Source organism: Streptomyces sp. NBC_00620, assembly GCF_026341825.1.
Taxonomy (GTDB): Bacteria; Actinomycetota; Actinomycetes; order Streptomycetales; family Streptomycetaceae; genus Streptomyces.
This window is the reverse complement of record NZ_JAPENY010000003.1, coordinates 827,674-846,674: the sequence shown is the minus strand read 5'-3', so window position 1 is coordinate 846,674 and position 19,001 is coordinate 827,674. Positions and strand designations below refer to the sequence as shown.

The 19,001-nt window shown below is 69.3% G+C and carries 13 protein-coding genes; 7 read left to right on the top strand and 6 right to left on the bottom strand.

Features of this window, described 5'->3' with window-relative positions; all coding sequences use genetic code 11:
- Positions 1-59: 59 nt before the first annotated feature.
- On the bottom strand, positions 60-1,958 hold the full coding sequence (locus tag OG246_RS35040) for a protein kinase (RefSeq protein WP_266472692.1): 1,899 nt from the start codon (positions 1,956-1,958) through the stop codon (positions 60-62).
- Between the two features lie 82 nt (positions 1,959-2,040).
- Here OG246_RS35040 and OG246_RS35035 point away from each other — a divergent pair, with 82 nt between their 5' ends.
- From OG246_RS35035 to OG246_RS35025, 3 genes are all read left to right on the top strand, one after another.
- Positions 2,041-2,217, top strand: a complete 177-nt coding sequence (locus tag OG246_RS35035) for a hypothetical protein (RefSeq protein WP_266472691.1) — start codon at positions 2,041-2,043, stop codon at positions 2,215-2,217.
- Positions 2,218-2,627: 410 nt separating this feature from the next.
- Entirely contained in the window at positions 2,628-4,841 is a 2,214-nt protein-coding gene (locus tag OG246_RS35030) for an MMPL family transporter (RefSeq protein ID WP_266472690.1), read from the top strand.
- A 234-nt stretch (positions 4,842-5,075) separates the two neighbouring features.
- Entirely contained in the window at positions 5,076-9,368 is a 4,293-nt protein-coding gene (locus OG246_RS35025) for a discoidin domain-containing protein (RefSeq protein WP_266472689.1), read from the top strand.
- 55 nt (positions 9,369-9,423) lie between these two features.
- Here the strand turns inward: OG246_RS35025 and OG246_RS35020 are convergent, their stop codons facing one another.
- The 5 genes from OG246_RS35020 to OG246_RS35000 are packed head-to-tail and all read right to left on the bottom strand — an operon-like array spanning position 9,424 to position 14,617.
- Positions 9,424-10,524, bottom strand: a complete 1,101-nt coding sequence (locus OG246_RS35020) for a glycoside hydrolase family 99 protein (RefSeq protein ID WP_266472688.1) — start codon at positions 10,522-10,524, stop codon at positions 9,424-9,426.
- Between the two features lies 1 nt (position 10,525).
- The gene (locus OG246_RS35015) at positions 10,526-11,380 is read right to left on the bottom strand and encodes an NAD(P)-dependent oxidoreductase (RefSeq protein WP_266472686.1); all 855 of its coding nucleotides are present in this window, start codon (positions 11,378-11,380) and stop codon (positions 10,526-10,528) included.
- Entirely contained in the window at positions 11,380-12,240 is an 861-nt protein-coding gene (locus OG246_RS35010) for a carbohydrate ABC transporter permease (protein WP_266472685.1), read from the bottom strand. Before OG246_RS35010 ends, OG246_RS35015 begins: the two co-directional genes overlap by 1 nt.
- Entirely contained in the window at positions 12,237-13,232 is a 996-nt protein-coding gene (locus tag OG246_RS35005) for a carbohydrate ABC transporter permease (protein ID WP_266472684.1), read from the bottom strand. Before OG246_RS35005 ends, OG246_RS35010 begins: the two co-directional genes overlap by 4 nt.
- Positions 13,229-14,617, bottom strand: coding sequence for an ABC transporter substrate-binding protein (locus OG246_RS35000; protein ID WP_266472683.1), 1,389 nt, complete (start codon positions 14,615-14,617; stop codon positions 13,229-13,231). The genes OG246_RS35005 and OG246_RS35000 overlap by 4 nt, the downstream gene beginning before the upstream one ends.
- A gap of 160 nt (positions 14,618-14,777) precedes the next feature.
- Between OG246_RS35000 and OG246_RS34995 the strand changes: the two genes are divergently transcribed.
- The 4 genes from OG246_RS34995 to OG246_RS34980 all read left to right on the top strand — a co-directional run bounded on the left by OG246_RS34995 (position 14,778) and on the right by OG246_RS34980 (position 18,834).
- Positions 14,778-15,563: an IclR family transcriptional regulator gene (locus OG246_RS34995; RefSeq protein ID WP_266472681.1), complete on the top strand. Its 786-nt coding sequence runs from the start codon at positions 14,778-14,780 to the stop codon at positions 15,561-15,563.
- Positions 15,564-15,701: 138 nt separating this feature from the next.
- On the top strand, positions 15,702-16,997 hold the full coding sequence (locus OG246_RS34990; RefSeq protein WP_266472679.1) for an enolase C-terminal domain-like protein: 1,296 nt from the start codon (positions 15,702-15,704) through the stop codon (positions 16,995-16,997).
- A 104-nt stretch (positions 16,998-17,101) separates the two neighbouring features.
- The gene (locus OG246_RS34985; protein ID WP_266472678.1) at positions 17,102-17,761 is read left to right on the top strand and encodes a ThuA domain-containing protein; all 660 of its coding nucleotides are present in this window, start codon (positions 17,102-17,104) and stop codon (positions 17,759-17,761) included.
- Entirely contained in the window at positions 17,746-18,834 is a 1,089-nt protein-coding gene (locus OG246_RS34980; RefSeq protein WP_266472677.1) for a Gfo/Idh/MocA family protein, read from the top strand. The genes OG246_RS34985 and OG246_RS34980 overlap by 16 nt, the downstream gene beginning before the upstream one ends.
- Positions 18,835-19,001 lie beyond the last annotated feature (167 nt).

Genomic DNA, 19,001 nt, shown 5'->3' with positions numbered 1-19,001 from the left:
ATTTAGTCGCCCGGGCCGTCACGACAACACCAGCTCGGTGTCCGAAGCTTGATGGTGCGTCAGGACCAGTTCCACACCTGGTTGGTGCTGCCCGCGCATCCCCAGCTCTGGACTCGCTGACCGTCCTTGCCGGAGGTGGAGGCCTCCGCGTCCATGCAAAAGCCGTCCGGAACGCTGACCAGTGTCCCGCCGTCGCCGAGCCGCCATCTCTGGGAGCTCTGCCCGTCGCAGTTGCCGACCCGGACGGTCTCTTCGTAGCCGCCGGCGTCCAGACAGCGGTGGCTGCCCTGGTTGACGACGATGTACTGGGAGTTCTGGCCGGGCACCCGATACAGACCCCACCGCTGAGCGGCCGTGTCTTTGCACCCCCAGACCTCGGCGTTCAGGCCTCCGGTGCCGACGGCGAGGCATCTCGCGACCGAGACGGCGTTGACGCTCTGGGTCACGGTGAGCGAGCCGAGCCGGAACGGGCCGCGCGGCTGACCGTAGAGAAGCTCCTTGGTCTTGGCGCCGACCTTCCCGTCGACGACTGCCCCGGCCTCGGTCTGGAGGGCCTTCACCGCGGCGACGGTCTCCTTCCCGAACTGCCCGTCGACCGTGACGTGCAGGCCGTAGCCGGCGAGGAGGAGCTGCAGTGCGCGCACACAGTCGCCGTTTGCCGCCGAGGCGATCGTGGCGGGGCACGCGTCGGACCGGATGTCCAGTGTCGACGGATCCAGCGTGACCGGCGGGGCCGACGAAAATTCCGTCGCCTGGTCCCCCTTCGAGGGCGCGGGCGCCGCGGGGGAACTGCTCGGCGCCGGGGTCGGCACTTCGGTCAGGGCCGGGGACGTCTGGGGAACGGGAGCGGCCGATGTCCGGCCGTCTGTGCGGTCCTCGTCGTCCTGCAGCAGTGCCACGGTGGCACCTCCGGCGACGAGGAGGGCCGCCATCGCCGCGGCGCCCACCATCACCGTCCTGCGCTTCTTGGATGCGGGGGCGGCAGGGGCGCCGGGCTTGACGGTGTCGTCGGCGGGCGGGGCCGCGAGTGGCGCGGAGGGAAGGACGGCGGGCCGCTGGGCGGGGATGCTCGGGCGCTTCGGGGCGGGGCGCGGTGGGCTCCCGGCCGGTGCGGACAGCTGGTGGCCGATGGCGGTCCTGAAGACCGTCTCCGGTAAGGGGCGCCGCTCGGGATCCTTGTCCAGGCAGGTGCGGATGAACGCCCCGAGGTCCGCATCGACGGCCGCCACCTTGTCGAGGGCTGCCTCCCGGGGCGGTTCGAAGGCCACCCGGTGCAGGACGTCGACGCCCGTACCCTCGCCGAAAGGCGCTTCTCCAGCGACGGCGTAGGTGAGGGTGGAGGCCAGCGAGAAGACGTCGGAGGCGGCGGTCACCTCTTTGCCCCTGACCTGTTCGGGGGACATGTAGGCGGGGGTTCCCACGTTCTGGCCCGTGACGGTGATCGAGGTGCCGTCGGTGGCCTGGACGACGCCGAAGTCGATGACGCGGGCACCGTCGGCTCCCAGGATCACATTGGACGGCTTGAGGTCGCGGTGGACGAGCCCCGCACGCCAGATGGCCTCGATCGCCCGTCCCACGTCGGCGAGCAGCCGCCATGCCGCCGCCGAGTCGATCGGACCGCGCTCGGTGACGACCTCCGAGAGGGTGGGCCCGGGTATGTACTCGGTGGCGACCCAGACCAGGTCCTCGTCGCAACCGCTTCCCATCAGGCGCACGATGTGCGCCCCCTGGACGCGGCCGAGCGCGCCCACCTCCCGCTCGAAGCGCTTGCGGAACAGCGGGTCTTCCGCGTACTCGGGCCGGATCACCTTGACGGCTGCGATGCCCGCCCCGCCGGTGGTGTCGCGGCCCAGATAGACCCGGCCCATTCCGCCGCTGCCGAGAACCGACTCCAACCGGTACGGGCCTGCCTGTCTCGGATCGTTCTTCCGCAGCGGGACCAGGGGCGGTGGTGCCATGCCGGACGCCGCATAGGCCATCGTTTCGGACCGGTTGCGATGGAGGTCTGGCATGGGGATCCCGGTCTCTAGCGTGGCGCGTGTGCCCGTGAGACTAGCGCAGCACACGTGTGCGAAAGGCGAGTTGACCCGGTTCCGCCGCAAGGGGTTTCTGCACGACGCCGCGTTCGGGCAGCGCATGGGCAACAGCGGGTCGCACGGGGTCGCGGCTTCCGGTTCCCTCGGGGGGACGTTGCGCTGGAACGCGCCGTACGACTGACCCCGCTCCAGGATGGCGATGACCGCTTCGCGGGCGGGGGCGATAACTCCGCCACGCGCTGCACACCGAGGTCTCGTCGTGCGAGCCCGATCAGCATCCGGTAGCGGTCGCCGACCGGCCGGATCGCCAGGACGAACCTGGCGAGGGCGCGCTCGGGCGGGTCGCTCGGTGTGCCGGCCCCCGCGACCGCCGCGCGCAGCGCCTGGGGCGCCTCCTCCGCCACCGCCTACACCCCGGAGAGCCAGGACACCGAGGCCCCTGTGGCGTTGGGCCGAGGCTCCCCCGGATGGCCCACATTTCTCGCGGTGGGCCGAGGGCGATCCGAGAGTGGGCGGAGAGCGCGGCTCTTCGCCCATCGGTGGCTCTTCGCCCCACTGGACGACGGCCGACCCTTTACGTCGGGAGCATTCGTGTCCGTCTACCTGTTCCGCCTGGCCCGCTGGGCGTTCCGGCGCCGCCGCCTCGTCCTCGCCCTGTGGGTCCTGGCGGCCGGTACCGCGATCACCCTCTCAGCCGTGGGCGGCGGCAAGACCGACAACACGTTCACCGTTCCGGGAACCGAGTCGCAGCAGGCCACCAACCTGCTCAAGGAGAAGCTGCCTGCCCTGAGCGGTGGCCAGACCCAGATCGTGTTCGCGACCAGTGGCAGCATCAAGGTCACCGACCCGTCCTACAAGGCGGGTATCGAAGCCGCGATCGTCAATCTGAAGAAGGTGCCGCAAGTAGGCCTGGTCACCGACCCCTTCGAGTCGAAGGCGATCTCCGAGAACGGCAATGTCGCACTCGGGTCGGTGCAGTTCGAGGCGCAGCCGACCGATGTGAAGGAATCGACCCTGGACGCGGTCAAGGCCGCCGTCGTCCCGGCGCGGGACGCCGGTGTGCAGGTCGAGTACTCCGGGAGTGTCTACCCCGGCTGGAACCAGGAGATCTCGGAACTGCCCGAGCTCATCGGCCTGTTGGTCGCCTTCCTGATCCTGACCGTCACCTTCGGCGCCTTCGTGGCGGCCGGGCTGCCGATCCTCACCGCGGTCATCGGCCTTGTCGTCACCTTGATGACCGTGTCCGCGCTGGCGTCCGTCATGACGATCGCCTCGACCTCGACGACCGTGGCGACGATGCTCGGACTGTCCTGCGGCATCGACTACGGACTGTTCATCCTGGCCCGGCACCGCAACAACCTGCTCACCGGCATGAGCATCGATGACTCGGTCGCTCTCGCCGCCGGTACGGCGGGCAGCTCGGTGGTCTTCGCCGCGCTGACCGTGATGATCGCGCTGTGCGGGCTCGCCGTGGTCGGCATCCCCTTCCTGACCGTGATGGGTGTCGCCGCCGCGGGGGCCGTCCTGGTCGCACTGCTGATCGCCCTGACCCTGATGCCCGCCATGCTGGGCTTCGCCGGGAACAAGGTGGCGCGGTTCATCAGCACCCCGCTGCGCCCGGGCCACCACGAGAACGTCGCCCAGATCGCCGCCAACGAACCGGAGCGCACCTTCGGGGCCACCTGGGCGCGGTTCGTGGTTCGCGGCCGAGTACCCCTGCTGATCGGCGGGATCGCCTTCCTCGTGGTGCTCGCCCTGCCCGCCCTCAAGATGGACCTGGGACTGCCCAGCGGATCGTCGAAACCGGAGAGCGACACCTCGCGCAAGGCCTACGACCTGACCACCGCCAACTTCGGAGCGGGCTTCAACGGCCCCCTCCTGGTGGTCGCCGACGGTGTTCCGAACGCCGCCGCGGCGGCCCCGATCACCGACCGGCTCGCCAAGATCCCCGGCGTCGTGGCCGCCGCGCCGATGGCGGTGGACAACGGCGTCGCCGTCATCCGGGTGACCCCGAGCACCGGCCCCAACGACGACGCCACCACCGACCTTGTGAACGGGATCCGGGACGACCGGGACGCGATCGCGGGAGATTCGGGCGCCACGATCCTGGTCGGTGGCACCACCGCCTCCAATATCGACGTGTCCAGCAAACTCTCCTCGGCGCTGCCGGTGTTCCTGATCGTCGTGGTCGGCCTGGCGTTCATTCTGCTGACGTTCGCGTTCCGTACCATCCTCGTGCCGATCAGTTCGATCGTCGGGTTCCTGCTGTCGGTGGCCGCCGCGTTCGGCGCGCAGGTTGCGATGTTCCAATGGGGCTGGGGACAGCACCTGTTCGGCATCACGCCGAGCCAGACCATCAGCTTCCTGCCGCTCCTGATGCTCGCGATCATCTTCGGACTCTCCAGCGACTACGAGGTGTTCGTCGTCTCCCGCATCAAGGAGGACTTCACCAAGAACGGTCGGGCCGTCAGGGCCGTGGAACGCGGCACCGGTCTCGCCGCCCGCGTGGTGACCGCCGCCGCGCTGATCATGTTCAGCATCTTCGTGGCCTTCATGTTCACCGACGACCCGACCATCAAGGCCATCGGCTTCAGCTTCGCCGCCGGCGTGTTCCTCGACGCCTTCGTGGTCCGGCTCACCCTGGTGCCCGCCTTCATGGCGATCATCGGCGCGAAGATCTGGTACCACCCGAAATGGTTCGGCACCTACATCCCCGACCTCGACATCGAGGGCGACCGCCTCCAGCACGAGTTCGACGCGGCTACCGCCGTCCCGCCCGCGGACGACCCGACCGCCCGGGTCTAGCGACTCGCCGCAACCTCACCCAGCAGGGCCCGGCCGCACAGCGGCCGGGCCCTGCTTCCGTGCGTCCGGCGCTGCGTCCCCGCCAACAGCAGTGAGCAACTATCTCTGCACGGACTGTGGACTCAACAACATCACCATGCAAATCTTCAATAACTGAACGCAAAAAGACGATTCTCGCTCTCTTGTGAGTCCTCCGCTTCCCACGTGACGACACCGCTCAAGGGCAGGAGAACCATGACCAGACATCGCTGGAGAGGCCGCCTGCTGGCCGCTCTGCTGACCACCGCACTCGCCCTCATCGGGCTTCCGGCGCTCACCACGACCGCGACGGCGGCCGGAGGCCCCAACCTCGCCGCGGGCAAGACGGCAACCGCGAGCAGCTCCAACTCCGGGTACACGCCCGCCAACATCACGGACGGCAACGCCGTGACGTACTGGGAGAGTTCGGGATCGAGCTTCCCCCAGTGGGCGCAGGCGGACCTCGGCGCCACGGCCCGCATCGACGAGGTGGTACTGAAGCTCCCGGCCTCCTGGGAGAGCCGCAACCAGACGCTCGCCGTGCAGGGCAGTGCCGACGGCACGAGCTTCGACACCATCAAGTCCTCTGCGTCGTACGCCTTCACGCCGAGCGCGGCCAACACGGTGACCATCTCGTTCCCGGCCACCCAGACCCGCTTCGTGCGCGTCAACATCACCGCGAACACCGGCTGGGCAGCCGCACAGCTCTCCGAACTGGAGGTCCACGGCGCGACCGACTCCTCGGGGAACCTGGCCGCGGGCAAGCAGTTCACAGCGAGCAGCTACACGCAGACGTACGTGGCCGCGAACGCGGGCGACGGCAACCGGGCCAGCTACTGGGAGAGCAGCAACAACGCCCTCCCGCAGTGGGTTCAGGTCGACCTCGGCTCGTCCCTGCGCGTGGACCGTGTGACGCTGCGGCTGCCGGCCAACTGGGGGGCGCGGACACAGACCCTCAAACTCCAGGGCAGCACGACCGGTTCGGAGTTCAGCGACCTCACCGCTTCGCAGGCGCTTGCCTTCAACGCGGCGAACGACCAGTCGCAGACCCTGAGCTTCAACGCCACCACCACGCGCTACGTACGGGTCCTCGTCACCGCCAACACGGGGCAACCAGCGGGCCAGCTCTCCGAGTTGGAGGTGTACGGGCCTACCACGGGTGACACCGAAGCACCGACCGCGCCCACCGCGCTGGTCTACACCGAACCCGCCACCGGGCAGATCAAGTTGACGTGGCAGGCAGCCACAGACAACGTCGGAGTCACCGGCTACGACATCTACGCCAACGGTGAGCTGCGGACCTCGGTCGACGGTGCCGCCACGACGTACACCGACACCCAGCCCGCCTCGGCGACCGTCGCCTACTACGTCCGTGCCAAGGACGCGGCGGGCAACCAGTCCGCCAACAGCAACACCGTGACCCGCACAGGGGATTCGGGCGACACCCAGGCCCCGACCGCACCCGCCAGCCTGGCCTTCACGGAGGCCACCAGCGGGCAGGTCAAGCTGACCTGGACGGCCTCCACGGACAACGTCGGGGTCACCGCCTACGACATCTACGCCAACGGCACCCTGCGGCAGAGCGTCGCCGGCAACGTCACGACGTACACGGACACGCAGCCCGCGTCGGCGACGGTGACGTACTACGTGCGGGCCAAGGACGCGGCGGGCAACCAGTCCGCCAACAGCAACACCGTCACCCGCAACGGCTCTACTACCGACGACGCGAACCTCGCTGTCGGCAAGGCGATCACGGCCTCGTCCTCCGTCTTCACGTTCGTCGCGGAGAACGCCAACGACGACAAGACCAGCACGTACTGGGAGGGCGGTGCGGGCTACCCGAACAGCCTGACCGTGAAGCTCGGCGCGAACGCCGATGTCAACACCGTTGTCCTGAAGCTGAGTCCGGACGCCGCCTGGGCCACTCGGACCCAGCGGATCCAGGTGCTCGGGCGGGAGCAGAACGCCACCGCGTTCACGAGCCTGGTCGCCGCGAAGGACTACGCCTTCGACCCGGCAAGCGCTAACACGGTGCGGATTCCTGTCACGAGCCGCGTCGCGGACGTCCAGCTGGTGTTCACCGCCAACTCGGGGGCGCCCGCCGGGCAGGTCGCCGAGTTCCAGGTCCTCGGCACTCCGGCTCCGAACCCGGATCTCCAGGTCACCGGTATCACCTCGGCCCCGGCCAGTCCCGTCGAGTCCGACGCCGTGAAGCTGACGGCGACCGTGCGCAACGCGGGCACCGAAGCCTCGGGCGCCACCGACGTCCAGTTCCAGCTGGGCTCCACCAAGGTGGGCACCGCAGCCGTCGGAGCCATCGCGGCAGGCGCGTCGGCGACGGTCACCGCCGACATCGGCGCCCGCGAGGCCGGCACCTACCAGGTCAGCGCGACCGCCGACCCGGACAACAAGGTCATCGAGCAGAACGAGGCCAACAACTCCTACACCAGCCCCACTGCCCTGGTCGTCAGGCCGGTATCCAGCTCCGACCTGGTGGCCTCACCCGTCAGCTGGTCGCCGAGCTCGCCCTCCGAGGGCGACACGGTCACCTTCTCCGTCGCCCTCAAGAACCAGGGCACGGTGGCCACCGCGGCCGGCAGCCACGGCATCACCCTCACCGTGCTCGACGCCTCGGGCGCGACGGTGAAGACCCTCACCGGCGCCCACAGTGGCGCGATCGCGGCGGGCGCGACCGCCGCACCGGTGAACCTGGGCACCTGGACCGCGGGCAACGGCAAGTTCACCGTGAAGACGGTGATCGACCCCGACGCCAACGAACTGGAGGTCAAGCGCGCCAACAACACCAGCAGCCAGTCGCTGTTCGTCGGCCGCGGCGCCAGCATGCCGTTCGACAACTACGAGGCCGAGGACGGCACCGTGGGCGGCGGCGCCCAGACCGTCGGACCCAACCGCACCGTCGGAGACATCGCCGGCGAGGCCTCGGGCCGCAAGGCCGTCACGCTCAACAGCACCGGCAACTACGTGGAATGGACCACCAAGGCCAGCACCAACACCCTGGTGACCCGCTTCTCCCTCCCCGACTCCGCGGGCGGCGGCGGCACCAACTCCACGCTGAACGTCTACGTCAACGGCACCTTCCTCAAGGCCATCGACCTGACGTCCAAGTACGCCTGGCTGTACGGGGCGGAGGCCGGCCCCGGCAACTCGCCGGGCTCGGGCGCGCCACGCCACATCTACGACGAGGCGAACCTGATGCTCGGCCAGACCGTCCCGGCCGGCAGCAAGATCCGGCTCCAGAAGGACGCCGCGAACTCCTCCACGTACGCGATCGACTTCGTGAGCCTGGAGCAGGTCTCGCCGATCGCCAACCCGGACCCGGCGACGTACACCGTGCCGACAGGCTTCTCGCACCAGGACGTGCAGAACGCGCTCGACAAGGTGCGCATGGACACCACGGGCACGCTCGTCGGCGTCTATCTGCCGGCCGGTGACTACGAGACGTCGAGCAAGTTCCAGGTGTACGGCAAGGCCGTCAAGGTCGTCGGCGCCGGGCCCTGGTTCACGCGCTTCCGAGCGCCGTCCTCGCAGGAGAACACCGACATCGGCTTCCGGGCCGAGGGCACCGCCAAGGGGTCGTCGTTCGCGAACTTTGCGTACTTCGGCAACTACACGTCCCGCATCGACGGTCCGGGCAAGGTGTTCGACTTCTCCAACGTCTCCGACATCACCATCGACAACATCTGGAACGAACACATGGTGTGCCTCTACTGGGGCGCCAACACCGACAACATCACCATCAAGAACTCGCGGATCCGCGACATGTTCGCCGACGGCGTCAACATGACCAACGGCAGCACGGACAACCACGTCGTGAACAACGAGGCGCGGGCCACCGGCGACGACAGCTTCGCGCTGTTCTCCGCGATCGACGCGGGCGGGGCCGACGAGAAGAACAACATCTTCGAGAACCTCACGGCGATCCTGACATGGCGCGCGGCGGGCATCGCCGTCTACGGCGGCTACGACAACACCTTCCGCAACATCCACATCGCCGACATCCTCGTCTACTCCGGCATCACCGTCAGTTCGCTGGACTTCGGCTACCCGATGAACGGCTTCGGCACGGCGCCGACAACCCTGGAGAACATCTCGATCGTGCGGGCGGGCGGCCATTTCTGGGGAGCGCAGACCTTCCCCGGCATCTGGATGTTCTCCGCGTCGAAGGTCTTCCAGGGGATCCGCGTCAACAACGTCGACATCGTCGATCCGACGTACAGCGGCATCATGTTCCAGACCAACTACGTAGGAGGACAACCACAGTTCCCGATCAAGGACACCATCCTCACGGACGTGACGATCTCCGGCGCGCACAAGAGCGGCGACGCCTACGACGCCAAGTCCGGGTTCGGCCTGTGGGCCAACGAGATGCCGGAGGCCGGGCAGGGACCGGCTGTCGGTGAAGTCACCTTCCACAACCTGAAGTTGAGCGACAACGCGCTGGACGTGAAGAACACGACGCCAGCGTTCAAGATCAACCTGCTGCCCTAGTACGGCGGCTCGCTGCCCCGGCGCGCACGAGACGCCGGGGCAGCGAGCGCGTTGCTCAGGAACGGGCTGCTCGCGCGGCCTCGAACCGGGCCACCCACTGGGCGGTCCGGTCCACGTACGCCGTCTCGGCGCGTGCGCCCCGCCGTCCGTAGGCACCCTCGTAGGAGAGGTAGTCGAGGGCGCCGGGCGTACGGGCCGTCGCGGGTTCGATCTGCGTGCCCTCGTGCCACTCGTTGAACGAGGTGATGCTCACCCAGTCCGGTGGCGCCTCACCGTGGCCGCTTTCCAGCGCGTACTCCCACTCCAGGTCGTAGGTGCGGCCGTCGGCCCGGTCGAGGGTGGGCGTCGTGTTGCCGGGGACCGCCCGGTCGTCCAGATAGCCCGGGCCGAGGGACGGCGCCCACACCATGCCGCGCTCGGCGCAGAACGCCGCGACCCCGGTCCAGTCGGGACGGTTGGCCGTCGCGATGGCGTCGTACGTGTAGACGCCGCCGAAGTCGCCGATGCGGGACAGGTCCCAGGTCTGTGCCATGACGATGGCGATGTCCTCGACCTCGTGCAGCGCCGACCAGTCGACGGAGAGCAGGCTGTAGAAGACGTAGTAGGCGCACCGTCCGCCGTACTCGGCGGCGCGGTGGAAGGCGGGGTGGTCGCCGTAGAGGTCGGTCAGATAGCGGATGTCCGCGACCACGGACGCGGCGTCCCGGCCCTCGTACGGCTCGAGGTGCCAGGCGACCTGGAGCCCTTCGGCGGCTGCCGCGTCCAGGACGACGGGCGCCATCCGGTCCTCGTAACTGCCCTGCCCCCACCAGCTGCTGACCAGTACGCCGGTCCCGGCCCGGCGCAGCCAGCGCATGTGCCGGGCGACCGCCCCGTGCAGGTCGCCGGAGTCGTAGGGGCCGAGCACCGGGTAGTAGTTGGCGCTGATGTCGTCGGGCGGGCTGAGTTCGCCCTGCTGCCAGTGCCGCCACTCGCCGTTCACTCGCGGGGAGCCGTACCACGGGTAGTAGAAGATGTGCGCGTTCGCGGAGACGCCCTTGGGTCTCGCGGCGGCGGGGGTGGCCGCCCCCGCGACGAGTGCGGCGGCGCCGGCTGCCGCGCCGCCCGCGAGTAACCCTCTTCGGGACAGGGACTCTTGGTGTCGGGGATCGTGCATGTCACTCTCCTTGGTTGCCGGGCCGGCCGTACCGCGGGACGAATCCGAGCAGTTCGGCGCAGGCCGTCGTGTCGAACAGGGAGGTGCGGCCGGGCAGCGCCGAGAACGTCGGCACGTCCGGGTGGAAGCGGTCCATCAACTCCTCGGTGGGAAGCGGGGAGGAGGTGTCGGCCGCAGCGACATTGAGCACATGGCATCCCGTGAAGTCGGCCCGCAGCGCCCGGTGCACCACGGCCGCCGCGTCCCGTGTGTGCAGCCAGCCCCACAGGTCGTGCCGGTGGGCTCCCGGGTCGGCCGCGACCTTGGCGAGCTGGCCGTGCAGCCGTTCGCCGCTGCCGGTGAACGGGAAGCGCAGGCAGACGATGTCCGTACCCCAGCGGCGGTGCGTACTGCGGGCGGTCTCCTCGAGCACGGCCTTGGACAGGCCGTAGGGATCGCGGATGAGCAGCGGGTGTTCCTCGTCCAGCGGTACGTACAGGGGCGAGACCGGTACGGGCGACCAGGCGAGTCCGACGGCCGCCATGCTGGAGGCGGCCACGATCCGGCGTACCCCCGCGCGGCCCGCCTCGTCCAGGACGCGGTGCGCGGTGAGGCAGTTGGTGGCGAACAGGGCGCTGGGATCTGCCGTGTTGGGGTGGGGTATCGCCCCCAGGTGGACGACCGCCTCCACACCGTCGACGGCCTTGCGCACCAGGTCGGGGTCCTGAAGGTCCCCGATGTGGACGCGCTCGGCCGAGGGGGCCTCGAAGGGTACGACATCGGTGGCCACGATCTCGTACTCGTACGAGGCCGCGAACAGCTCCTCCAGGACGTGCTGCCCGATATGGTCGGCGGCCCCGGTGACCAGGACCCGCATCAGCCCTTCACCGCCCCGACAAGGCCGTTGACGAAGTACCGCTGGAGGCTGAGGAAGAGCAGGATCACCGGGATGACGACGATCAGGGCGCCTGCCATCAGGTTGTTGTAGTGCGGCACGTTCTCCGCGGACAGCGTCTGGAGGCCGAGGGGGAGCGTGTACGTCGACGGGTCGTTCAGGGACACACGCGTGAGCAGGAACTCGTTCCACGTCGGGATGGCGGTGAGCAACGCCACGGTGATCAGCGCCGGTTGGGAGAGCGGCAGGTACACCCTGGTGAAGATCCGCAGCTCGTTCGCGCCGTCGACGCGCGCCGCGTCCCGCAGTTCGCCGGGCACGGCCATGAACGCGCCGGTCATCAGGAGGATCGACAGCGGGGCGCCGCCGTTGACGAACGGCAGGACAAGGCCCCAGTGCGTGCCGAGGATGCCCAACTTGTCCTCCAGGAGCACGATCGGCAGCATCACCGTGATCCCGGGCACGAACAGCAGGGCCACGAAGAGTTTCTGGAGGAACCCGCGTCCGGGGAAGCGAAGTACCGCGAACGCGTATCCGGCGGCCGCGTAGATCACCAGCGTGAGGACCACGGTGTACCCGGTCACCAGCAGGCTGTTCAGGAAGAAGTCGAAGAAGTGCAGCTCGTTCCAGGTGTCGGTGAAGGTCTGGAGCGTGGGGTTGTCGGGGATGAGGTGCCCGCCGCGTACGACCTCGATCTGATCCTTGAAGGCGGCCGACACCATCCACAGGAACGGGTAGACGCTGACCAGGCCGTACGCGGCAAGGAGCACGCCGACGACCGTGCGGGCCGCGATCCTTCGGGCGCCGGCACCGCTCGAGAGGGTCGGAGAAATCGTTGTCATGTCTTGCTCCGCAGCGCTCGAAGGTTGATCAGGGCCAGGACGAGGGCTGCGGCGAAGAGGATCCAGCCGAGCGCGCTGGCGAGCCCGAGCGTGGGCGAGAGGTTCTTGAGGAACGCCAGGCGGTACGCCTCCAGACCGAGGACGTTCGTGTGGTCGCCAGGACCGCCGTTGGTCATGACCAGGAAGGTCTGGAACCCCTGCAGGGACTCGCGCAGGTTCAGCAGCACCACGATCGCCGTGATGGGGCGGACCAGCGGCCAGATCACGGACCCGTTGGTGCGCCACCATCCCGCGCCGTCCAGCTGTGCCGCCTCCAGGACGCTGCGGTCGATGCCCTGGAGCCCCGTGAGGTACAGCAGCATCGCGACCGGCACCGCACCCCAGACCGTCACGACGATCATCGTCGGCATCGCGGTCGTCGGATTGCCCAGCCAGCCCTGGGGCTGCTCCAGCGAGCCCAGACCGACGCTGCCGAGCAGGGAGTTGACCGCGCCGTCCGGCTGCAGGATGTACTGCCAGGCGAAGAACACGGCGATGCCGCTGGTGACGTACGGCAGGAAGTACACGGACCGCAGCACCGTCTGGAACCTCGTGACCTGGTTCAGCAGCACGGCCAGCGGAAACGACACCAGGACCGTGAGGGCCGGCGCGGCGAGCATCACCCAGAGGGTGTTGAGGGTGGCGTGCCGTATGCGGGGGGCGTAGACCGGGTCGCGCCACAGCAGATCGGCGTAGTTGTCGAGGCCGACCCAGGTCCAGTTCGGGGTGAAGCCGTTCCAGGTGGCGAAGGACAGCGCGAAGCCGTAGCCCACCGTGTACAGGCCCATCACCGCGAAGAGCACCACGGCCGGGGCGACGAACAGATACCCGGACAGGGCTTCGTACCCGCGCCGGCGGCGGTGCGGCGGGGGAGCGGCCACGGTTTTCACCGGGTGGATGCCGCCTTCCTCGTCCACCGCCTTCGGCACGGTCCGCCGGGGAGCGGTCGTCACTGGCCTGCTGCTTTCCAGTACGACTGGTTGAGGCTCCGGAGCTTCTGTGCGGTCTCCTCGACCGAGGTCTGCTTGAGCGGTGTGAGGTCCGCGAGGATCGCGCCGGCGTCGTCCTGCTCGTATCCGATCGGGCGGAACTCGTCGCCGCGACTGGGGTCGTACGTCGTCTCGGGTGTGCCCTTGAAGCTGTCGACCATGGAGCTGAGGGTGGGGCCGAGGACCTTGGCGGAGTCCGCGCCGAGTTCCGTGGCGGGCAGGTCCAGGGAGTTCTTGGCGAACTGCGTGGCGGTGTCCTGCTGGGAGAGGAACTCCATCCACTTCCTGGCGTTGTCGGGCTGTTTGCTCGTCGAGGTCACGCCGAGGCCCGTCAGGGCGAGCGGGCCGAGGCCCCGGTCGGGCACGGCGCCGTCCGCGGGAGCGGGCAGGCCGAAGGCGAGGACGTCTTCGGGGTTCATACCGTTCTGCTTGAGGAACGCGAGGGTGAAGGTGCCGCCCACGGCGAAGGCCGACTTGCCCTGTGCGAACGCCTGGTCGGCCTGGTCGATCGTCAGGCTCTGGGAGCCGGGCATCCAGTACGGGGTGAGCTCGTCGTACAGTGACAGGACCTTGTTGCCGTTCGCCGAGCCGAAGTCGGCGCTCTCGTCCTTGCCCCACAGCTTCTCGTAGTCCTGCTGCCCCAACTGGGCGAACGCCAGCGGCTGGAGCACCCAGGTCAGGCCGGTTGCCTGCACCTTCAGGCCCAGCGAGAGTCCGCCGTTCTTGGCGTCCTTCGCCTTGGTCGCCTTGAGCGCGGCGAGGAACTCCGCCCAGTTCGCGGGGGCTTCGGTGATGCCGACGTCGGCGAGCATCTGCTTGTTGGCGTAGACGATGCCGAAGGTGCCGACCGTCAGGGGCACGCTGTAGCGGGCGCCCTTTTCCACGCCGTGGTCCTTGGCCTCCGCGTTGAGGGAGTTCTCGTACCGCTGGTCCGTGACGAGTCCCGACTCCTGGACCGCCTTCTGGATGCGTCCGGACCAGTCGCTGTTGTAGTCGCCGGCGAGGTCCGACAGGATTCCGGCGGCGCCGAGGACCCGGTCCTCGCCGTCCGAGTGCACTTCGAGCACGTCCGGCAGGTCTCCGGTCTTCGCCGCGCTCTGAACCTTGGTCGTATACGCGTCGTCGGGCGTGTAGGCCTCGATGCCGACGGAGATGCCGGTCTCCTTCTCGAACTCCTCCGCGGCGGCCCGCAGTGCGCTCACATGGGACTGCTTGAACGTCCACATCTCCAGCGACTTGGAGTCCCCCGATCCGGAGGAGCCGCCGCAGGCGGTGAGGGAGGTGAGCGAGAGTGCCGTGGCCACGGCCGCCGAGACAAGCCGGGCCTTTCGTGAAATACGTATACGCATGGGCCCCTACCTAGGGTTCGACCGTTCAGAAGGACGAATAGCGTTGGAGTGACCGAACTTAGGGTCGTCGTGATATAGCGTCAAGACGCAGGCTGCGATGAGGTGTTGACCGGTCGGCCGAGGGGCGCCGGGGCGGGGAGGCGGAGGGTCAGTGGAATCGGTGACAGCGACAGCGCGCGGGCGCAAGGTCGAAGAGGTCAAGTCCGCGGCTCGGGTGCTCGAAGTGCTCGAGCTCCTGGGGCGGGACGGCGCCAGGCTCTCGCTCGCCGAGATGGCGAGCGCCATGTCGGTGCCGAAGAGCAGCCTGCACGCGATCCTGCGCACGATGGAGGCGCGCCGCTGGGTGGGCGTGGACGCCTCCGGCACCCGCTACAGCCTCGGCCTCAAGGCCCTCCTTACGGGAACCGCCTACCTGGAGGGCGACGACGTCGCGAGCCTGGCGGGACCCGTCCTCGACGCGCTCGCCGAGGAGACGGGCGAGGCCGTGCACCTGGGCAGACTCGACGGTACGAACATCGTCTACCTGGCCAAACGCGAGTCGCGGCACGCCCTGCGGATGTACTCGGCGGTGGGCCGCAGGCTGCCCGCGCACGCCACCGCCCTGGGCAAGGCCGTGCTCTCCCAGTACGATCCGGCGGAGGTGCAGCGCCGGCTCAACTGGCCGCTGGAGCGGCTGACTCCGGACACGGTCGTCGAACCGGAGGCCCTGCTCGGCCAGCTCGCCCAGGCCAGGTTGCGCGGCTGGGCCGTGGACGACGGGGAGAACGCGGTGGACATCCGGTGCGTGGCCGTCGCGCTCGGCGTCGCCCCGGACGGCGGCGACGCCCTCAGCTGCTCGGCGCCCCGCACCAGGATGGACGACGCGCGTATGGAGGAGGTCGCACAGGCCGTGACCGAGGCGGCGCACTCCCTGCGGACACTCCTCAAGCGGATCGGGCAGCGCTGAGAGCGCTTCCGGGGGACCGGGGATGGCGTTCCGGCCACCCCGGTGTCATATTTGACAGGCCCGTTGACAAACCCGCAACGCGCTCCGTACGTTCCGATGGCGGTATGTCATTCTGCTATCCGTACGCGGGGAGTTCGTATGGCTCAGCCTGTCACCCGCACGCCCGTCCGCGCTCCCCTCCTCGCCCCGGCTCCCTGGGTCGAGGAGCGTGGCGCCAAGATCCGCATCACGGCCGTACGCACCTTCCTCACGGCCCCGCACGGCTGCCCCCACCTCGTCGTCCGCGTCGAGACCAACGAGCCCGGGCTCTACGGGCTCGGCTGCGCCAGCGACCCGCAGCGCACCCTCGCCGTCCGCTCGGTCCTCGACGACTACCTCGCCCCGATGCTCACCGGCAGGGACCCCGACGACATCGAGGACATTCACCGGCTGCTCCTCAACAGCGCCTACTGGCGCGGTGGTTCGGTCACCGGCAACGCCCTCGGCGGCGTCGACGTCGCCCTGTGGGACCTGAAGGCCAAGCGGCTGGGTGCGCCCCTGTACTCGCTGTTCGGCGGCCGCGTCCGCACCGGCGCCGAGGCCTACACACACGTCGACGGCGCCGACGAGCGGGAGATCGCCGACCAGGTCGCCGCAGCACGGGAACGCGGATTCCGGCACGTCCGCGTCCAGGCCGCCGTGCCGGGCGCGGACACCTACGGAACCGGGGGAGCGGCCGTCGATCCGGACGCCGTACGGGCCCGGCGCGTCCCGTGGGACTCGGCCGCGTATGTGCGGACCGTCCCGCGGATCCTCACCCGGGTACGTGAACTGGTTGGCGACGACGTCGAGTTGCTGCACGACGTGCACGAGCGGCTCGATCCGCGCCAGGCCCGGGACTTCCTGCGGCGGGTCGAGGACGCGGGCCTCTACTTCGTCGAGGACCTCCTCGCGCCCGAGGACGCCGGGCACTTCGCGCGGTTGCACGCGGTGTCCCCGGTACCGCTCGCGGTCGGCGAACTCTTCAGCGACACCGCCCAGTTCACGGCGCTTCTCGACGGACCCGACATCGACTTCGCGCGGATACGCGTCCCGACGCTCGGGGGACTCACCCCCGCCCGCAAGATCGCCGCCCTGTGCGAGCTGCGCGGCGTACGGCTCGCACCGCACGGTCCGGCCGACGTCAGCCCGGTCGCGCAGGCCGCGACCCTCGCCCTCGACGTCTCCAGCCACGCCTTCGGAGTGCAGGAGGCGGCGACATTCCGGCCAACTGTCGCCGAAGTCTTCCCCGGCACTGTCGTCCCGCGGGGCGGTGTCCTCGTACCGTCGGAAGTCCCGGGGCACGGTGTCGACTTCGACGAGTCGGCGGCCCGCCGCCATCCCGTGCCCGAACCCCTGGAGCACGACCGCTGGGCCCTGCTGCGCAACACCGACGGGAGCGTACAACGACCGTGACCGACGCACCGCGACCAATATCCGCGACAGACGCATCGCGGCCGATTTCCGTGACCGACGCATCGCGACGAGTGTCCGCGACCGAGGCACCGCGACCAGAATCCGTGAACAACGCACCGCGACGAGCACTCGTCGTCCGAGGCGGCTGGGACGGCCACCAGCCGATCACCATCACCGACCTCTTCCTGCCGTTCCTCAAGGACCAGGGCTTCACCGTCGAGACCTCCGAGTCCCTCGACGTGTACGAGGACGCGGAACTCCTCGCGGCCACCGACCTGATCGTGCACTGCTGGACCATGGGCGAGATCACTCCGGAGCAGAGCGACGGGCTCGCCGCCGCCGTGCGCGCGGGCACCGGGCTCGCGGGCTGGCACGGCGGCATCGTCGACTCCTTCCGGGACGATGTCGGCTACCAGCTCCTGACCGGCGGGCAGTTCCTCATGCACCCGCCCGGCTTCCACGACCACGCCGTGCACCTGGTGCCCGAGCGCGCCGACCACCCGGTGCTGCGCGGACTGAGCGACTTCCGTGTCCACACGGAGCAGTACTGGCTGGCCACCGACCCGCTCATCGACGTCCTGGCGACGACGACCTTCGAACCCGACGACGTACGCGACCGGGCGGTCGTCATGCCCGCCGTGTGGACCAGGAACTGGGGCGCGGGCCGCGTGTTCGTGTCCGCCGTCGGACACAAGCCGGACGACTTCGACGTGCCCGAGGTGCGGGCGCTCACCGAGAGGGGACTGCTGTGGGCGAGCCGCTGAGGATCGGCATGGTCGGCGCGGGAAAGATCAGCGGGGCCTACCTCGACACGCTGGCCCGCCTCGACACCGTACGGCTCACCGCCGTCACCGACCTCGACCCCGACCGGGCGAAGGCGGCCGCCATGCAGGCACCCGGCGACGTGCACGTCGCCGGCTCCGTCGTCGACCTCGTGAGCAGGGAGGACGTGGACGCCGTCCTCAACCTCACCATCCCGGCGGCCCACGCGGGCGTCGCCCTGGTCGCGCTGTCGATGGGCAAGCACGTCTACGGCGAGAAGCCCCTCGCCGCCACCCGCGAAGAGGCCGAGTCGGTGCTCGCCGCCGCCCGGGCCGGTGGACTGCGGGTGGGCTGCGCCCCGGACACGGTTCTCGGCACCGGCACCCAGACCGCCCGCAAGGCCGTCGACGACGGACTCATCGGTACGCCGGTCGCGGCCACCGCGTTCATGGCATCGGCAGGGCCCGAAGACTGGCACCCCGACCCCGGCTTCTACTACCTTCCGGGCGGCGGCCCCCTCCTCGACATGGGCCCCTACTACCTCTCCGCCCTCGTCCACCTGCTCGGACCGGTCGTACGCGTCACCGGGGCCGCGTCCCGGCCCCGCGCCGAACGCGAGATCGGCAGCGGGCCCCGGGCCGGCACCCGCCTGCCTGTGGAGGTGGACACCCACGTCAGCGGCATCCTGGAACACGCCGGCGGAGCCCTCACCACCCTCGTCATGAGCTTCGACGTCCAGGCGGCCCGGCTGCCCCGCATCGAGGTCCACGGTACCGAGGGCTCGCTCTCCGTCCCCGACCCGAACTGGTTCGAGGGACTGGTCGAACTGAACAGGGGCGGCGACTGGGCCCCCCTTCCGATCTCCGCCGGATACCCGACAGGAGGACGCGGTACGGGACTTGCCGACATGGCCGAGGCGATCGCCGAGGGACGTCCGCATCGGGCATCGGCCGAACTCGCCCACCACGTACTGGATGTGATGCTCACCCTGCTGGACGCCGCCCACGGCGGCAGGTCCCTGCCGGTGGCCACGACGTGTGAGCGGCCCGAGCGCGTGGACCACCGCATCCTCTAGACCGGGGGGACGGGCGGCAGGAAGGCGTCGGCCTTCCTGCCGTCTTTTGCCATCTCGACTGTCATCCCAATTAATTGACGAAGATGTCCGTCAGTGGAATTGAATTCGCCTGACAATTCCCGGAGATGGCCTCGCGATCTGCGAGAAGAAGGAACGAGTGAGAGGCG

What these genes read in the sequence shown, in the direction of transcription:
- OG246_RS35040 (WP_266472692.1), bottom strand. Translation starts at nt 1,958, where the DNA reads ATGGCACCACCGCCCCTGGTCCCGCTGCGGAAGAACGATCCGAGACAG.
- OG246_RS35025 (WP_266472689.1), top strand. Translation starts at nt 5,076, where the DNA reads ATGACCAGACATCGCTGGAGAGGCCGCCTGCTGGCCGCTCTGCTGACC.
- OG246_RS35020 (WP_266472688.1), bottom strand. Translation starts at nt 10,524, where the DNA reads ATGCACGATCCCCGACACCAAGAGTCCCTGTCCCGAAGAGGGTTACTC.
- OG246_RS35015 (WP_266472686.1), bottom strand. Translation starts at nt 11,380, where the DNA reads ATGCGGGTCCTGGTCACCGGGGCCGCCGACCATATCGGGCAGCACGTC.
- OG246_RS35010 (WP_266472685.1), bottom strand. Translation starts at nt 12,240, where the DNA reads ATGACAACGATTTCTCCGACCCTCTCGAGCGGTGCCGGCGCCCGAAGG.
- OG246_RS35000 (WP_266472683.1), bottom strand. Translation starts at nt 14,617, where the DNA reads ATGCGTATACGTATTTCACGAAAGGCCCGGCTTGTCTCGGCGGCCGTG.
- OG246_RS34990 (WP_266472679.1), top strand. Translation starts at nt 15,702, where the DNA reads ATGGCTCAGCCTGTCACCCGCACGCCCGTCCGCGCTCCCCTCCTCGCC.